This window comes from Pseudomonas sp. WT-JTC, from assembly GCF_056711565.1.
The window spans coordinates 6392678-6408769 of the sequence record NZ_CM160042.1; the positions used below are offsets into that span (position 1 = coordinate 6392678).

At 60.0% G+C, this 16092-nt stretch carries 18 protein-coding genes, 1 other RNA gene and 1 pseudogene; 7 read left to right on the plus strand and 13 right to left on the minus strand.

Going from position 1 to position 16092, the window contains the following annotated elements:
• The 4 genes and pseudogenes from AC06G5_RS29100 to AC06G5_RS29115 form a co-directional block, all read right to left on the minus strand.
• Positions 1-111, minus strand: a pseudogene (locus tag AC06G5_RS29100) (tetrameric acyl-CoA thioesterase); the annotation flags it as partial.
• A 38-nt stretch (positions 112-149) separates the two neighbouring features.
• A complete protein-coding gene (gene ubiH, locus AC06G5_RS29105) occupies positions 150-1337 on the minus strand; it encodes a 2-octaprenyl-6-methoxyphenyl hydroxylase (RefSeq protein ID WP_413703830.1) in 1188 nt (395 codons plus the stop codon).
• Positions 1334-2668, minus strand: a complete 1335-nt coding sequence (pepP, locus tag AC06G5_RS29110) for a Xaa-Pro aminopeptidase (RefSeq protein ID WP_480458669.1) — start codon at positions 2666-2668, stop codon at positions 1334-1336. The genes ubiH and pepP overlap by 4 nt, the downstream gene beginning before the upstream one ends.
• A 27-nt stretch (positions 2669-2695) precedes the next feature.
• Entirely contained in the window at positions 2696-3250 is a 555-nt protein-coding gene (locus tag AC06G5_RS29115) for a YecA/YgfB family protein (RefSeq protein ID WP_111282885.1), read from the minus strand.
• Positions 3251-3444: 194 nt separating this feature from the next.
• On the opposite strand from AC06G5_RS29115, the gene AC06G5_RS29120 reads away from it, so the two are divergent.
• From AC06G5_RS29120 to AC06G5_RS29135, 4 genes are all read left to right on the plus strand, one after another.
• Entirely contained in the window at positions 3445-3654 is a 210-nt protein-coding gene (locus tag AC06G5_RS29120; RefSeq protein WP_007982902.1) for a TIGR02449 family protein, read from the plus strand.
• Positions 3651-3968 (plus strand): cell division protein ZapA, encoded by a 318-nt coding sequence (locus tag AC06G5_RS29125; RefSeq protein ID WP_015097304.1) that lies wholly within the window; start codon positions 3651-3653, stop codon positions 3966-3968. The genes AC06G5_RS29120 and AC06G5_RS29125 overlap by 4 nt, the downstream gene beginning before the upstream one ends.
• Positions 3969-3998: 30 nt before the next feature.
• A non-coding RNA gene (ssrS, locus tag AC06G5_RS29130) (6S RNA) lies at positions 3999-4177 on the plus strand.
• Positions 4178-4263: 86 nt separating this feature from the next.
• The gene (locus tag AC06G5_RS29135; protein WP_008015434.1) at positions 4264-4869 is read left to right on the plus strand and encodes a 5-formyltetrahydrofolate cyclo-ligase; all 606 of its coding nucleotides are present in this window, start codon (positions 4264-4266) and stop codon (positions 4867-4869) included.
• Between the two features lie 35 nt (positions 4870-4904).
• Here the strand turns inward: AC06G5_RS29135 and AC06G5_RS29140 are convergent, their stop codons facing one another.
• Positions 4905-5060, minus strand: a complete 156-nt coding sequence (locus AC06G5_RS29140) for a hypothetical protein (protein WP_196373703.1) — start codon at positions 5058-5060, stop codon at positions 4905-4907.
• 195 nt (positions 5061-5255) lie between these two features.
• Between AC06G5_RS29140 and AC06G5_RS29145 the strand changes: the two genes are divergently transcribed.
• Complete coding sequence (locus AC06G5_RS29145) at positions 5256-5708, plus strand: EVE domain-containing protein (protein WP_413703829.1); 453 nt, start codon at positions 5256-5258, stop codon at positions 5706-5708.
• A gap of 143 nt (positions 5709-5851) precedes the next feature.
• On the opposite strand, the gene AC06G5_RS29150 is transcribed toward AC06G5_RS29145, so the two are convergent.
• The gene (locus AC06G5_RS29150; protein ID WP_413426496.1) at positions 5852-6259 is read right to left on the minus strand and encodes a flagellar basal body-associated protein FliL; all 408 of its coding nucleotides are present in this window, start codon (positions 6257-6259) and stop codon (positions 5852-5854) included.
• Between the two features lie 150 nt (positions 6260-6409).
• Between AC06G5_RS29150 and AC06G5_RS29155 the strand changes: the two genes are divergently transcribed.
• Complete coding sequence (locus AC06G5_RS29155) at positions 6410-7387, plus strand: NADPH:quinone oxidoreductase family protein (protein WP_413426494.1); 978 nt, start codon at positions 6410-6412, stop codon at positions 7385-7387.
• A 45-nt stretch (positions 7388-7432) separates the two neighbouring features.
• On the opposite strand, the gene AC06G5_RS29160 is transcribed toward AC06G5_RS29155, so the two are convergent.
• Positions 7433-8047 carry an energy transducer TonB gene (locus tag AC06G5_RS29160; RefSeq protein ID WP_413426492.1) on the minus strand — a complete coding sequence of 205 codons (615 nt, stop codon included), beginning with the start codon at positions 8045-8047 and terminating at the stop codon, positions 7433-7435.
• Between the two features lie 326 nt (positions 8048-8373).
• Here AC06G5_RS29160 and glpT point away from each other — a divergent pair, with 326 nt between their 5' ends.
• Positions 8374-9723 carry a glycerol-3-phosphate transporter gene (glpT, locus tag AC06G5_RS29165; RefSeq protein WP_413426490.1) on the plus strand — a complete coding sequence of 450 codons (1350 nt, stop codon included), beginning with the start codon at positions 8374-8376 and terminating at the stop codon, positions 9721-9723.
• Here the strand turns inward: glpT and AC06G5_RS29170 are convergent.
• The 6 genes from AC06G5_RS29170 to AC06G5_RS29195 all read right to left on the minus strand — a co-directional run bounded on the left by AC06G5_RS29170 (position 9699) and on the right by AC06G5_RS29195 (position 15921).
• The gene (locus tag AC06G5_RS29170) at positions 9699-10367 is read right to left on the minus strand and encodes a gamma-glutamylcyclotransferase (protein WP_057398738.1); all 669 of its coding nucleotides are present in this window, start codon (positions 10365-10367) and stop codon (positions 9699-9701) included. The two genes, glpT and AC06G5_RS29170, sit on opposite strands and share 25 nt — an antisense overlap.
• Positions 10368-10678: 311 nt before the next feature.
• A complete protein-coding gene (locus AC06G5_RS29175) occupies positions 10679-11647 on the minus strand; it encodes a CDP-6-deoxy-delta-3,4-glucoseen reductase (protein ID WP_413426488.1) in 969 nt (322 codons plus the stop codon).
• Entirely contained in the window at positions 11647-13113 is a 1467-nt protein-coding gene (ubiD, locus tag AC06G5_RS29180) for a 4-hydroxy-3-polyprenylbenzoate decarboxylase (protein ID WP_008015451.1), read from the minus strand. The genes AC06G5_RS29175 and ubiD overlap by 1 nt, the downstream gene beginning before the upstream one ends.
• 141 nt (positions 13114-13254) lie before the next feature.
• On the minus strand, positions 13255-14514 hold the full coding sequence (gene rho, locus AC06G5_RS29185) for a transcription termination factor Rho (RefSeq protein WP_003206716.1): 1260 nt from the start codon (positions 14512-14514) through the stop codon (positions 13255-13257).
• A 248-nt stretch (positions 14515-14762) separates the two neighbouring features.
• A complete protein-coding gene (gene trxA, locus AC06G5_RS29190) occupies positions 14763-15092 on the minus strand; it encodes a thioredoxin TrxA (protein ID WP_003206727.1) in 330 nt (109 codons plus the stop codon).
• A 121-nt stretch (positions 15093-15213) separates the two neighbouring features.
• Positions 15214-15921 (minus strand): FadR/GntR family transcriptional regulator, encoded by a 708-nt coding sequence (locus tag AC06G5_RS29195; RefSeq protein WP_480458674.1) that lies wholly within the window; start codon positions 15919-15921, stop codon positions 15214-15216.
• Between the last annotated feature and the right edge of the window lie 171 nt (positions 15922-16092).

Genomic DNA, 16092 nt, shown 5'->3' on the forward strand with positions numbered 1-16092 from the left:
TTAAGCCTGTCTCTCTTGCGGCTTGAGCCGCACGTAAAGGGTTTTCCCGACCCGCGCCACCAGGTGGCCGGCGCCGTCATGAATGTCGACCTGCAATTGCGCCAGGTATTTTTATCAGTCGTGCCTTGCCAAAACGGCGGATCAGCCCGTCACGCATCTGGACGGGTACCCAGCCCCATCGCCTGTCGGGCAAACCAGCGCTTGGCCGGTGGCAGCAGATCGAGGCCGAGCAGGCCGATGTTGCGCCCCAGGGACACCAGCGGCTGGGTGCTGCCGAACAGGCGCGTGACCTGATCAGAGAAGCCCACGGTGAGGTCCTGATCGAGACGCTGGCGTTCGCGATAGGCTTGCAACGTGGCGAAGTCACCCAATGGTTTTTCGCTGGCGAGCAAGGCATCGGCCAGGGCCTGGGCATCGCGCAGGGACAGGTTGAACCCCTGGCCGGCAATCGGATGCAGGCTGTGCGCCGCGTTGCCGAGCACCGCCAGATGCGGACGCACCTGTTCTTCGGCCTCGACCAGTGTCAGCGGATACAGATGCCGCGCACCGACCTGTTTCAATGCGCCAAGGCGATAACCGAACACACCCTGCAACTCGCTGAGGAAGCTGCGCTCATCGAGTGCCGCCAGGCGTTGCGCGTCCATGCCCAGGCGGGTCCAGACCAGTGCGCAGCGGTTTTCCGGCAGCGGCAGCAATGCCATCGGGCCTTCGTCGGTGAAACGCTCAAAGGCCATGCCGTTGTGGGCTTCACTCGGGGTGATGTTGGCGATCAGCGCGCTCTGGTTGTACGGACGCTTGCGGATGCCGATCCCCAATTGCTCGCGCAGGCCGGAACGGCCACCATCGGCGAGCACCGCGAGGTCGCATTCCAGGATGGTTTCATCGTTGAGGGTCAGGCGATAGCCATCGGTCAGCGGCTCCATGCGAGTGACCTCCGCCGGACAACGCCAACTGATCACATCCTTGTCCAGGCCTTGCCACAGGCATTGGCCGAGCCAGGCGTTTTCAACGACATAACCCAGCGCTGGAACGCCCTCTTCCATCGCCGACAACCGGGCGGTGGAGAAACGTCCACGGTCGGACACATGAATCTGCTTGATCGGCTCGGCGCGGCGGGTGACTTCCTGCCAGATGCCCAACCGTTGATAGATTTGCCGCGAGCCGAAGGACAACGCCGAAGAACGGGCGTCGTAACTCGGTTGCCAGGTGTCGCCAGGGGCGAACGGCTCGATCAGCACGATCTTCCAGCCCCGGGCTTTGGCGCCGGCCTGCAGTGCAAGCGCCAGGCTTGCACCGACCAGCCCGCCACCGATGATTGCCAGGTTGACTCGACTCATGCCGCTTGTGTCCGCGCGGCGGCCATCAGGGCCTCGATCTCGGTGACGGTTTTCGGCACGCCGCCCGTCAATATTTCACAGCCGGTTTTGGTGACCACTACGTCGTCCTCGATGCGCACGCCAATGCCGCGCCATTTCTTCGCCACGCTCTGGTTGTCCGGGGCGATATAGATCCCCGGCTCCACGGTCAGCGCCATGCCGACCTCCAGCACGCGCCACTCGCCGCCGACCTTGTATTCGCCGACATCATGCACATCCATGCCAAGCCAATGCCCGGCGCGGTGCATGTAGAACGCCTTGTAGGCTTCGCTGGCGATCAGTTCGTCGACGTCGCCCCGCAGCAGCCCCAGCTTGACCAGCCCGGCCGTGATGACCCGGACCGTAGCCTCGTGCGCCTGATTCCAGTGTTTGTTCGGGGCGATTTCGGCAAAGGCGGCCTCCTGGGAGGCCAGCACCAATTCGTAAATCGCTTTCTGTTCCGCTGAATACTTGCCACTGACCGGAAAGGTCCGGGTGATGTCGCTGGCGTAACAGTCGATCTCGCAACCGGCATCGATCAGCACCAGATCACCGTCCTTGAGTACCGCGTCATTCTGCTGGTAATGCAGGATGCAGCTGTTGCGCCCCGCCGCGACGATCGAGCCGTAGGCCGGCATCTTCGCCCCGCCCTTGCGGAACTCGTAATCGAGCTCGGCTTCCAGGCTGAATTCGTGCAACCCGGCGCGACAGGCCTGCATCGCCCGCACGTGCGCCTGGGCGGAAATCCGCGCCGCCTCACGCATCACTTTCACTTCCGCCGCCGATTTATACAGGCGCATGTCGTGCAGCAGATGATCCAGGGCAACGAATTCGTTCGGTGGCTGGGCACCGAGGTTGGCCTTGGAACGGATCACGTTGATCCACTCCATCAGGTGGCGGTCGAATTCAGGGTTGCTGCCCATGGCCGAATACACCCGGTCACGGCCTTCGATCAGGCCCGGCAGGATGTCGTCGATATCAGTGATCGGAAAGGCGTCGTCGGCGCCGAAATCGCGAATCGCACCTTCCTGCCCGGCACGCAGGCCATCCCACAGCTCGCGCTCGGCGTTGCGCTCGCGGCAGAACAGGATGTATTCGCCATGCACCCGCCCCGGCATCAACACCAGTACGGCCTGGGGCTCGGGAAAACCGCTGAGGTACTGGAAGTCGCTGTCCTGGCGGTAAACGTGCTCGACGTCGCGGTTACGAATGGCCACCGCGGCGGCGGGCAGGATGGCGATGCTGTTGGGTTCCATCTGCGCCATCAGGGCCTTGCGGCGACGGCTGTATTCCGATTTCGGGATGTGGATCATGGGCAGATGGCGTTCCCTGGCAAACGATTAGTGCAGCGACGGTTTGGCGGCTGGCACGTCTTTTTTGGTCTCGGAGAACAGCAGCAGCGGTGCAACGCGCAGGTACTCCATGACTTCCATATAGTCGGTTTCGCCGTCCTCGGACTCTTCCAGCGCGTCTTGCACCTGGGAAATGGCTGCCAGGTCCTGCAAAACTTCTGTGGCCTCGGTGCTCAGCATGCTGCTGTCACGGCAGTTCAGGCCGAAACCGCTGAGGAAGCCCTGGCACCATTGGCCCAGTGCGGCGGCACGCTCGGTGAGCGGAGCATCGTCGGTCGGTAGCAGCAGTACGACGGTCACGTCATCGCCGGTGAGTTCGCCCTTGACCATTTCCTGCAGGCCGATCAGGGCGCTGCGAACGTTGTCCTGAGGCTCGTTTTCGAGCAGTTCGGCGGCGTCGATCAGCCAGCCTTCGGCGTCGAAACCGGCGCCGGCGCAGCTGCGGCCGAGCAGCAGGCCGTGCAGTTCGGCAGGCGAGACGTTGTGACCGCTGGAAGTCAGCAAGGTGGCGAAGGCTTGGTACGGGGAATTCTGAATGGTCATGGGCAGCTAGGCGCCAGACGGCGCTATGTCTAGAATGAAGGCCTTGTATCCTACATCGACTACCCCTGTAGGAGCGAGCACGCTCGCGATGGTCGCCAACGATAACGCTGGGTACCTGACACCCCGCGACGTTCTCGGGCTCATCGCGAGCAAGCTCGCTCCTACAGTCCGACACCCATCAGACAGTGAAGACAATGGAAGACACCGACCTGCAAGCGCTGATGGCCAGACTCGAACTGCTGATTACCCGAGTCGAGCAACTTAAGAGTCAAAACGGACTCTTACTAGCTCAGGAAAAGACCTGGCGCGAGGAACGCGCGCACCTCATTGAAAAAAACGAAATCGCCCGACGTAAGGTCGAATCGATGATTTCGCGCCTCAAGGCCCTGGAGCAAGACTCATGAGTTCAAGCAATAGCGTCACCGTGCAGATCCTCGACAAAGAGTATTCGATCATCTGCCCTCAGGAAGAGCGCAGCAACCTGATCAGCGCCGCCCGTTATCTGGACGGCAAGATGCGCGAGATCCGCAGCAGCGGCAAAGTCATCGGCGCCGACCGTATCGCCGTGATGGCCGCGCTGAACATCACCCACGATCTGCTGCACAAGGAAGATCGCCCGGATGTACAGGTCAGCGGCTCGACCCGTGAGCAGGTGCGCGACCTGCTCGATCGCGTCGATCTGGTGCTCGCCACCGATCCGGACGTCACCAAAGGCTGATTCGCGCGATCGCTTGAGGTATACTCGAATCACTCCCTGGGGTGCTTGCCAGTTGGCGATGTCCCTGAGCCGATTTGCTATACCCTGGAGGTTGCACGTTGGGCTGGTGTGCATGTCCGCTAGACGGAAAGCCTTAAAGCCTACTGCATCTTCCACCTTGAACTTTCGGGTTCAAGGGCTAAGTCGACAGCGACACATTCGGGGAGCCTGATTCCAGTCCGATGCCGGTTTAAATACCGGCATCGGCGTTTTTACAGGTACGCTTTGCGTATCCGTCCTGCCGAAGCCCGAATCCATGACCGAACCTGCGCTGCTACCCCGCCCGCAACTTCGACGCATGCTGCGCAACGCCCGCCGCGCACTGACACCGAGTCAACAGCGCCAGGCCGCTCGCGGGCTATACAAGCAACTGGCCCAGCAACCGCTGTTCCGCCGCGCCAGACACATCTCGCTCTATCTGCCGACCGACGGTGAAATTGATCCGCGCCTGCTGCTGCGTGCCGCACAGCGCCGGGGCAAGGCCACCTACCTGCCGGTGCTGAGTGCCTGGCCGCGAACCAAAATGGTGTTCCAGCGCATCCGGCCCGGGGAGAAACTCAAACCCAACCGCTTTCGCATCCTCGAACCACGGGCCAACCTCGCCCGGCAGCGCAGGATCTGGGCGCTGGACCTGGTGTTGTTGCCATTGGTGGGTTTTGACGATGTCGGCGGACGCCTGGGGATGGGGGGTGGCTTCTACGACCGGAGCCTGGCCTACCTGGCGCGCCGACAGGACTGGCGCAAGCCTACGCTGTTGGGGCTTGCCCACGAATGTCAGAAGGTGGAGCGATTGGCTCAGGCGAGCTGGGATGTGCCGTTGCAAGGAACGGTGACAGACAAGGCCTGGTATTACGCAGGCTAGGCACCACTTCGATCAGTGGCGCCACGGCAACAGGATCAGCGCTTGAAGGCTGTCGACTGTTGCTGCAATTGGCCGAGCTCGACCGGTGCATCGGTCTTGTTGGCCCACAGGCTTTGGGCATAGCCAGTGGTCACGACGCCAAGGCCAAACAAAATGACCAAAATCCATAGTAAATCCGGTTTGCGTTTCATCGATTGCCCCCCAAAGGCATATCAACACGATGACAGCAGCGGTTTCCGTTTACAGGCCGTGCAGCAGCGTCAAGCTTTAAAGGCCGGCATTTTGCGACAACGTGAACCGCTGCGCAAATGCTGACGTCAACCGACTGTCGGTTTGTCATAAAATTGCCGACAAGCTGCTCAATCACCACGCAAGGAGCAAAAGACATGGCCTATTGGCTGATGAAATCCGAGCCTGACGAACTCTCGATCAAAGGGCTGGAAAAACTCGGCAAAGCGCGCTGGGACGGGGTTCGTAACTATCAGGCACGCAATTTCCTGCGGGCCATGGCGGTGGGGGACGAGTTCTTTTTCTATCATTCCAGCTGCCCCGAGCCGGGTATCGCCGGGATCGGCAGGATTGTCGAAGCCGCCTATCCGGACCCGACGGCACTGGAGCCGGAGAGCCATTATTTTGACCATAAGGCCACCCCGGAGAAAAACGCCTGGAGCGCGATCGATGTCGCGCATGTCGAGACGTTTGCCCGAGTGCTGAAACTGGATTATCTGAAGCAACAGACGGCGCTGGCCGAGTTGCCATTGGTGCAGAAAGGTTCGCGGCTTTCGGTGATGCCGGTAACCGCGCAGCAGTGGGCGGCGGTGATTGCACTCAAACCCTGAGATTTTCGACGTCTGTCAGAATGCATTCGCGGGCAAGCCCGCTCCCACAGGGTTCCTGTTGTGGACATATGATCATGTTCCAACACAAATCCACTGTGGGAGCGGGCTTGCCCGCGAAGAGGCCGGTACAGGCGGCGGAAAACTTACTGAATGATCAGGTTGTTGAACAACAGATCCTCAACCACAGGTTTCCCGGTTTCATCGTTCATCACCTGCTGGGCCTGTTTCAGGGCCTCTTGACGCAGCTTCTCCTTGGCCTCGACGTTGTTCATCGTCTCGGTGGTCTGCTGGGCGAACAGCGCGACCAATTGATTGCGGATCAAAGGTTCATTGGCCTTCACTGCCTTGGCGGCCTCGTCACCGGTCACCCGCAACGCCACATCGGCCTTGTAGACCTTCAGTTTCGGCGTGCCGTCCAGCCCGTAGTTACCCACGAACGGCGGACTCAGGGTGATGTAGCTGACCTTCGGAGCTGCATCTTCTTTGGCTTCTTCGGCCACCGCTGCCACAGGCAGAGACAGGGCCAGCAACAACATGATCCACGCTTTCACAATTCGCTCCTTATCCGGTTTGCGGCCTAGCATAACGACCCGTCGCACAAGCACAAGCTTATGGCTGACTATCAGGGCCGGGCATGCTCGTTGACCCATCGACCCACACACCTACACTTATCGGCCATCACTCCCAAAGGAATAGCCCTGATGAAAGCCGTGCTGTGCAAAGCCTTCGGCCCTGCCGAATCGCTGGTGCTGGAAGACGTCGCCAGTCCTGTCGCGAAGAAGAATGAAATCCTGCTGGACGTGCACGCCGCCGGGGTCAATTTCCCCGACACGTTGATCATCGAGGGCAAATACCAGTTCAAGCCGCCCTTCCCGTTCTCTCCGGGTGGCGAAGCGTCAGGCGTGGTCAGCGTCGTGGGTGAAAAAGTCAGCCACTTGAAAGTCGGTGACCGGGTCATGGCCCTGACCGGCTGGGGCAGCTTTGCCGAACAGGTCGCCGTGCCGGGCTACAACGTGCTGCCGATCCCGCCGTCCATGGACTTCAACACCGCCGCCGCCTTCAGCATGACCTACGGCACCTCGATGCACGCCCTCAAGCAGCGCGGCAACCTGCAACCGGGCGAAACCCTGCTGGTGCTTGGCGCCTCCGGCGGTGTCGGCCTGGCCGCAGTGGAAATCGGCAAAGCCATGGGCGCCCGGGTGATTGCCGCGGCCAGCAGCGCGGAAAAACTCGCCGTGGCCAAGGCCGCCGGCGCCGATGAACTGATCAACTACAGCGAAACCAGCCTCAAGGACGAAATCAAGCGCCTGACCGACGGCCAGGGTGCCGACGTAATCTACGACCCGGTGGGCGGCGACCTGTTCGACCAGGCCATCCGTGCCATCGCCTGGAACGGCCGCCTGCTGGTGGTCGGCTTCGCCAGCGGGCGCATTCCCGAACTGCCGGTGAACCTCGCGCTGCTCAAGGGTGCCGCAGTGCTCGGCGTGTTCTGGGGCTCCTTCGCCCAGCGCCAGCCACAGGACAACGCAGCAAACTTCCAGCAGCTGTTCGGCTGGTTTGCCGAAGGCAAGTTGAAGCCACTGGTGTCGCAGGTCTATCCGCTGGGCAATGCGGCGCAAGCGATCAATGATCTTGGCCAGCGTAAAGCGGTCGGGAAAGTGGTGGTGCAGGTTCGCTGAGTCCCTATCTGCAAAAAAGCGCGGCCACGCTGCCGCGCTTTTTCGTCAAAACAGAGTCGCTATCTCTTCCGGAAGAAACCGCACGTATCGGCTCGCGGGATAAGTATTACAACGCCTGACTATCAAAGGGATGCTTTTATTGAGCCTGGCAATCAGCGCCAGTCGTTTCTCCTCCGGCAATTGCGTCGGCGAAAGGGAGTGCGCCAGGTAACTGCGGGTCCATCTGAATACCGGCAGGTCTACCCACGAAGTGTCAGCGATGTTCAGCGCTGCCCGTCCGATATCACCACATTTCAGCCGTTCCAGCGTCTTGTTGATGTGGATGGGTTGATCCCGGTCCAGTCTGTAATCCATTGGTGCGATTACGACGACTTTCGCCGGCTGATCGTCGGTGATCCTCCATGGCTTGAACCGCCATTGGCTGACTGCGGCCAATGAAGCCTCACCGAGTCCGGGATGCGTATCTTCGGCAATCACAACCTTGCTGACAGAACCATCGGCCTGCACGGTCAGGCTGACACGCACCATGCCGATGACACCGGCGCGGTAAAGCTCCACCGGGTACACCGGCTTCGGATTATTCTCGGGTATCAGGAACACCTCCCCGGCCCTGACATCCGCGCAGACCAGCAACAAAACCCCACACAACCACCACCGCATATCCCTCTCCCTTCGTCTGTAATGCCAGACCTGGCAACAGCGCAAAGGTTACGGGGCGCAGTCGTCCGGCATAACGCCATGACTTCCGCATTGAACGAAGGACCTTTCCCAAAAAACTGCCCAATTTTCGGTACACCAAGTCCTCAATACGAAAACGGGTAACGCTTCCTACAACGCCCCTCACTTACATCTGAGCGACATGTTCATAAAGGAACGCGCGATATCCAACATCTCCCCTGTTTTGCCAATGAGAAGCGGTGCTATTTTCGGTAACGAAACTGTAATATTCGCATCCGCAGTCAAAACAAGAAATCTGGAGCTCTTGAATGTTTGCTTTCTTTCGTCCTGCCGCACATCAGGCTCCATTGCCTGAAGAAAAAATAGACAGCACCTACCGACGCCTGCGCTGGCAGATCTTCGCCGGTATCTTCTTTGGCTACGCGGGTTACTACCTGCTGCGCAAGAACTTCTCCCTGGCCATGCCGTACCTGATCGATGAGGGCTACTCCCGTGGTCAGTTGGGTCTGGCGATGTCCGCCATCGCGATTGCCTACGGCCTGTCGAAGTTCCTGATGGGCCTGGTGTCCGACCGCTCCAATCCGCGCTTCTTCCTGCCGTTCGGCCTGCTGGTTTCGGCCGGGGTGATGTTCATTTTCGGTTTCGCGCCTTGGGCGACGTCCAGCGTGACCATGATGTTCATTCTGCTGTTCATCAACGGCTGGGCACAGGGCATGGGTTGGCCACCGAGTGGCCGGACCATGGTGCACTGGTGGTCGCAGAAGGAGCGTGGCGGCGTGGTTTCCGTGTGGAACGTGGCACACAACGTCGGCGGCGGCCTGATCGGCCCGCTGTTCCTGATCGGCATGGGCCTGTTCAATGACTGGCACGCCGCGTTCTACGTGCCGGCAGCAGTGGCACTGGCGGTAGCGGTGTTTGCCTTTGTGACCATGCGCGACACCCCGCAATCGGTTGGCCTGCCGCCGATCGAGCAGTACAAGAACGACTACCCGGAAGGCTACGACGCCAGCCACGAAGAGGAATTCAGCGCCAAGGAAATCTTCGTCAAATATGTGCTGCGCAACAAAATGCTCTGGTACATCGCCTTGGCCAACGTGTTTGTCTATCTGCTGCGCTACGGCGTGCTGGACTGGGCGCCAACCTATCTCAAGGAAGCCAAGGGTTTCACCGTAGACAAAACTTCGTGGGCGTATTTCTTCTACGAGTGGGCAGGTATCCCGGGCACGCTGCTGTGCGGCTGGATGTCGGACAAGATCTTCCGTGGCAACCGCGGTCTGACCGGCATGGTGTTCATGGCGCTGGTGACTGTCGCGACGCTGGTTTACTGGCTCAACCCGGCCGGTAATCCGATGGTCGACATGATCGCGTTGCTTTCCATCGGCTTCCTGATCTACGGCCCGGTAATGCTGATCGGCCTGCAGGCGCTGGAACTGGCACCGAAGAAAGCTGCGGGTACGGCGGCGGGCTTTACCGGTCTGTTCGGTTATCTGGGCGGCTCGGTCGCGGCCAGTGCAGCCATGGGCTACACCGTGGACCATTTCGGTTGGGACGGCGGCTTCGTGCTGCTGGTCGGCGCCTGCCTGCTGGCGATGGCCTTCCTGGCCCCGACGCTACGGCACAAACAAATCGCCAGTCAGGGGCGCGAAGCGCTCGCATGATCGGCCTTTGATTTACAGCGCTTGAGCCGCGCCTCCAGATTCCGGTCTGGCATGGCGTGGCTGCGCAGGGCGTGAGCCGTTTGCTCGACATAATCGCGGGTGGTGCCATAGCGCCCGCAAGCGTTTTCAAACACATGGCTCAGCACATGATCCGGCAGGTTGCCGGCATAGCTGGGCAGATGTCGCTCCAGCACAAAACCCAAGGCCTGTACCTGGCTGCCGTCTTCGAGACGGCAGTTAAGCCAGTGCGGGCGGTAGGAAGGAAACGGCATCTCGCGCTGCCAAAGTGCGTATAGCGACGCCTCGAGTTGTTCTTCGGGCAAGCGATAGGCGAAACCGCTGCAAGAACCGCCGCGATCCAGGCCAAACACCAGACCGGGCATTTCCGGCGTGCCGCGATGTTCGTGGGACCACAGGTACAACCCGCGATGATAGCCATGCACCCGGCCACGAACCCGTTCAACCGCCGTGCATTCAGGCCGCCAGATCAGCGACCCGTAGGCAAACAGCCACACCGGCCCACCCTTGTGGCGGGCCATGGTCGATTGCATCGAGCTGAGCAATTGTTCGTGAGTGAGCTGCGGCCCCAGATCGAGCCGTGGAGGGTAAGCCAGATTCAAAAAAGCAGATTCGATGGCGCTCATGGCGAATAGCGTTCAGCTCCCCGCGAGTAAACAGTTACTAAATAGAACGCACCGCCGAAACAATAAGGCACATATGTTTTCAAGTAATTTAAGTGCCTTGGCGCAGTTCTTAATTAATCACTTGAACGAGATATAACCTACCGACATTTATACATTTTTATAAATACCGATGGGCTATATAGCGGGTTATATACCTGTAGGAGCGAGCTCGCTCGCGATGGTCGTTAACGATTATGCGGGAAGTCAGGCTGCCCGCAGCGTTCTTGAGTCCATCGCGAGCATGCTCGCTCCTACAAGTACGGGGGGGCAGATCAGGATCTAGGGGCGTAGGCAAATACGTCGGCGCGCATCTGGTGGGCGTCCATCCCTGCCTCGACCAGCGCATCCAGCGTGCCGTAGACCATGGCCGGAGAACCACTGGCGTACACATGCAGCGGCTTGAGATCAGGGAAATCCTCACACACCGCTTCATGCAACATGCCACAACGCCCCTTCCAGCCGCATTGATCGCTGACGACCTTGTGCAGGAACAGGTTGGACAATTTCAGCCACTCATCCCAATGTTCGACTTGATAAAAGTCTTCAGGACGACGCACGCCCCAATACAAGTGCACCGGATGCTTGAAACCCGAGGCCCGGCAATGTTCGATCAGGCCGTGGATCTGGCCCATGCCGGTGCCGGCGGCGATCAGCACGAGAGGACCGTCCGGCAACTCTGCCAGGTGGGTATCGCCAAACGGCAACTCGACCCGCACCATGCTGTTGCGCTGAAGCTGTTCGATCAGGCTCAGCGCACTGGATTCACGCGCCAGTACATGGATTTCCAGGTCACGCCCCGCATGCGGTGCCGAGGCGAGGGAGAAAGCCGACTTTTCGCCGTTCTCGCGTTCGATCATCAGGTACTGACCGGCGTGGTAGCGCGGCGGTTTGCCGGCCGGAGCCCGCAGACGCACGCGCCAGGTGTCGCCGCCCACGTCCCTGCACTCAATGACCTGACACGACAAGCTGCGCACCGGCAGTTCTCCCAGCGCGAGCACGCCATCCCACAGCACGATGCAGTCTTCCAGCGGCTCCGCTATGCAAGTGTAGAACTCACCATGGTCGCGCACATCGCCAGCCTGCTCGACCCGCCCTTCCACCAGCAGCGCCGCGCACACGTGGCAATTGCCGTTACGGCAACTTTGCGGGCATTCGTAGCCCAATCGTCGCGCACCATCGAGAATCCGCTCGCCGGGCAATATCTCAAGCACTGCTCCGGAAGGCTGCAAGGTTACACGCATCAATCTATTCCTAACTGATTCCAGATGGCATCGATCCGCTGGGTCACGGCATCGTCCTTGACGATGACCCGACCCCATTCACGGGTGGTTTCGCCCGGCCATTTATGCGTGGCATCGAGGCCCATTTTCGAACCCAGGCCGGACACCGGCGAAGCGAAGTCCAGGTAGTCGATCGGCGTGTTGTCGATCATCACCGTGTCGCGCTTGGGGTCCATGCGCGTGGTGATGGCCCAGATCACGTCGTTCCAGTCCCGGGCGTTGATATCGTCGTCGGTGACGATAACGAACTTGGTGTACATGAACTGTCGCAAAAACGACCAGACACCGAGCATTACCCGCTTGGCATGGCCGGGATACGACTTTTTCATGGTCACCACGGCCATGCGGTACGAGCAACCTTCGGGCGGCAGGTAGAAATCGGTGATTTCCGGGAACTGCTTCTGCAGGATCGGCACGAACACTTCGTTCAACGCCACGCCGAGGATCGCCGGCTCATCCGGTGGACGACCGGTGTAGGTGCTGTGGTAGATCGGTTTGATCCGGTGGGTGATGCGCTCGACGGTGAACACCGGGAAGCTGTCGACTTCGTTGTAGTAACCGGTGTGGTCGCCGTACGGGCCTTCATCGGCCATCTCGCCCGGATGGATCACACCTTCGAGGATGATTTCGGCGGTGGCCGGTACCTGCAGGTCGTTACCGCGGCACTTCACCAGCTCGGTGCGGTTACCGCGCAACAGGCCGGCAAAGGCGTATTCGGAGAGGCTGTCGGGCACCGGGGTCACGGCACCGAGGATGGTCGCCGGGTCGGCGCCCAGCGCGACCGATACCGGGAACGGCTGGCCGGGATGCTTCTCGCACCACTCGCGAAAATCCAGCGCGCCGCCACGGTGGCTCAGCCAGCGCATGATGACCTTGTTGCGGCCGATCACTTGCTGACGATAGATGCCGAGGTTCTGGCGATCCTTGTTCGGGCCTTTGGTGACGGTCAGGCCCCAGGTGATCAGCGGACCGACATCGCCCGGCCAGCAGGTCTGCACCGGCAACATGGCCAGGTCGACGTCGTCGCCTTCGATGACCACTTCCTGGCACACCGCATCCTTGACGACTTTCGGCGCCATCGAAATGATCTTGCGGAAGATCGGCAGCTTGGACCAGGCATCCTTCAGGCCTTTCGGCGGCTCGGGTTCCTTGAGGAACGCCAGCAGCTTGCCGATCTCGCGCAGCTCGCTGACCGCTTCGGCACCCATGCCCAGCGCGACGCGCTCGGGTGTGCCGAACAGGTTGCCGAGCACGGGAATGTCATAACCGGTAGGGTTTTCGAAAAGCAGGGCCGGGCCCTTGGCGCGCAAGGTGCGGTCGCAGACCTCGGTCATTTCGAGCACTGGGGACACCGGAACCTGAATGCGCTTGAGTTCACCGCGCTTTTCCAGCCCGCTGATAAAGTCGCGCAAGTCGCGATACTGCATGCGTGAGCCTCGTGTTGGCCGTGGCGTTCGGGGGCAGGCAGTTTAGCGCCGAAGCCCTCTATTCAGAACCACGAACTGGCATTTGATCAAAAATCAGATAGCAAAAAGCCGGGTTTCCCCGGCTTTTCGTGCCTGTTCGACTTACTTGCGTTTCATCGACAGGAAGAACTCATCGTTGGTCTTGGTCGTTTTCAGCTTGTCGACCAGGAACTCGATGGCAGCGACTTCATCCATCGGGTGCAGCAGCTTGCGCAGGATCCACATGCGCTGCAGCTCGTCGTCGGCGGTCAGCAACTCTTCGCGGCGGGTACCGGAACGGTTGATGTTGATGGCCGGGAAGACGCGTTTTTCAGCGATACGGCGATCCAGCGGCAGTTCCATGTTGCCCGTGCCCTTGAATTCCTCGTAGATCACTTCGTCCATCTTCGAGCCGGTTTCAACCAGCGCGGTGGCGATGATGGTCAGCGAGCCGCCTTCTTCGATGTTCCGCGCGGCGCCGAAGAAACGCTTCGGCTTCTCCAGGGCGTGGGCATCGACACCACCGGTCAGTACCTTGCCGGAGCTCGGGATCACGGTGTTGTAGGCACGCGCCAGACGGGTGATGGAGTCGAGCAGGATCACCACGTCCTTCTTGTGCTCGACCAGGCGCTTGGCCTTCTCGATCACCATTTCGGCAACCTGCACGTGGCGGGTCGGCGGCTCGTCGAACGTCGAGGCAACCACTTCGCCGCGCACGGTGCGCTGCATTTCGGTTACTTCTTCCGGACGTTCGTCGATCAGCAGCACGATCAGGTGAACTTCAGGATTGTTACGCGCGATGTTCGCGGCAATGTTCTGCAGCATGATCGTCTTGCCGGCTTTCGGCGGAGCAACGATCAGACCGCGCTGGCCTTTACCGATCGGGGCACACAGGTCGATAACACGACCGGTCAGGTCTTCGGTGGAACCGTTACCGGCTTCCATCTTCATGCGCACGGTCGGGAACAGCGGGGTCAGGTTCTCGAAGAGAATCTTGTTTTTCGCGTTTTCCGGACGGTCGAAGTTGATCGTGTCGACCTTGAGCAGCGCGAAATAACGCTCGCCTTCCTTTGGAGGGCGGATCTTGCCAACGATGGTGTCACCGGTGCGCAAGTTGAAACGACGGATCTGGCTCGGCGAGACGTAGATATCGTCCGGACCTGCGAGATAGGAAGCGTCAGCGGAGCGCAGGAAGCCGAAGCCGTCCTGGAGAATCTCCAGCACGCCATCACCGGAGATTTCCTCACCGCTTTTCGCGTGCTTCTTGAGCAGGGAGAAAATCACGTCCTGCTTGCGCGAACGGGCCATATTTTCTATGCCCATCTGTTCGGCCAATTCGAGCAGTTCGGTAATCGGCTTTTGCTTGAGTTCAGTCAGATTCATATAGGAATGACGTAATCATTTATGGAGGGGGGAAATTAAGCTTTTGGCTTAATGAGGCCGCGCCGCGGAGAAGGCGACAGGATCGCGTACTTATTCGAAAAGGAGTGCGTCGGCGACGGCTAGCAGGGGGCAATGGAGAAACCAATGCGGGGCCGAATGTACCACCTGAGTATCAGGAGCGTCTAGCCCTGTATACGCAAAAAGCCCCGCTATTTGCGGGGCTTTTTTCAAGACACTTGCAACGACGCTTAAATGTTGGCGTCGAGGAAAGCAGCCAGTTGCGACTTCGACAGTGCGCCGACCTTGGTCGCTTCAACGTTGCCGTTCTTGAACAGCATCAGGGTCGGGATACCGCGCACACCATGCTTGGCCGGGGTTTCCTGGTTTTCGTCGATGTTCAGCTTGGCAACGGTCAGCTTGCCTTTGTAGGTCTCGGCAATTTCGTCCAGGACAGGAGCGATCATTTTGCAAGGGCCGCACCATTCAGCCCAGTAATCGACCAGTACAGCGCCTTCAGCCTTGAGTACGTCGGCCTCGAAGCTAGCGTCGCTAACGTGTTTGATAAGATCGCTGCTCATGGAATTCTCCAGGGTTGTAAGCAAAAAAACGTGGCCCATCATAGCTGCCCTTCCCTCGTTCAGGAAGGTGCAGTTGATTGAGTCTCGCTATGGTGTTCCATGAGTTTGGATATAGCGCGGGTTACGCCGGGGCGGGAGCGACGAAGGCGATTCCGGTGCGCAACGCCGCGTTGCGCACATGCTCTTGCATGGCCTTTTGCGCGGCGCCAGAGGCTCGGCGAGCCAGTGCGCGAAGGATCTTGCGGTGCTCCTGCCAGGTTTCCATGGCTCGTTCGGCCCGGATGAACGGTAGTTTCTGGCTTTCCAGGAAGATATCGGCGCTGGCGGTGAGGATACTCAACATTGCCTGATTGCCGCTGGCCAGCAGGATGCGCCGGTGGAATTCGAAGTCCAGGCGCGCCGCCGCTTCGAAATCAGCGGCTTTCAGTTCGTTGCGCATGGCGGCGACATTGTCCTCCAGCGCATCCAGTTCTTCGGTGCTCAAGGTCACGGCCGCCAGCCCCGCGGCAAACCCCTCCAGCGCATAACGCAACTGGAAGATATCCAGCGGCGAAGCCTGCGCCGCGAACGGCCAGCCCGGCACCGCTTCGCCTCGCGGCAGCTCCACCGGCGCCTGAACGAATACACCTTTACCCGGCTGAATGCTGACGACGCCCAACGCACTCAGGGACGACAACGCCTCGCGCAAGGAAGCCCGGCTTACGCCCAGTTGCAGCGCCAGGTCCCGTTGCGAGGGCAAGGCGTCACCCGGTCCGAAGCCCTGCTCGGTAATCAGTTTGCGAATGGCTTGTAGCGCCACTTCGGGTACGGCGCGGGAGATCGAATTCATGGTTTTCCAGACGAACCAGGCCAAAGTGCGCTCAGTTGTAAAGCTATTCACGGTCCCCGGCAAGTCGTGCCCCATGGGGGTTCGGCGATATTCCCGGCTGCGCTATCGGGGTGCGAAACGCAACTTGACTGTTCAGACCAGTAAGACCATCCGACGCCAGTAAAACCGCAC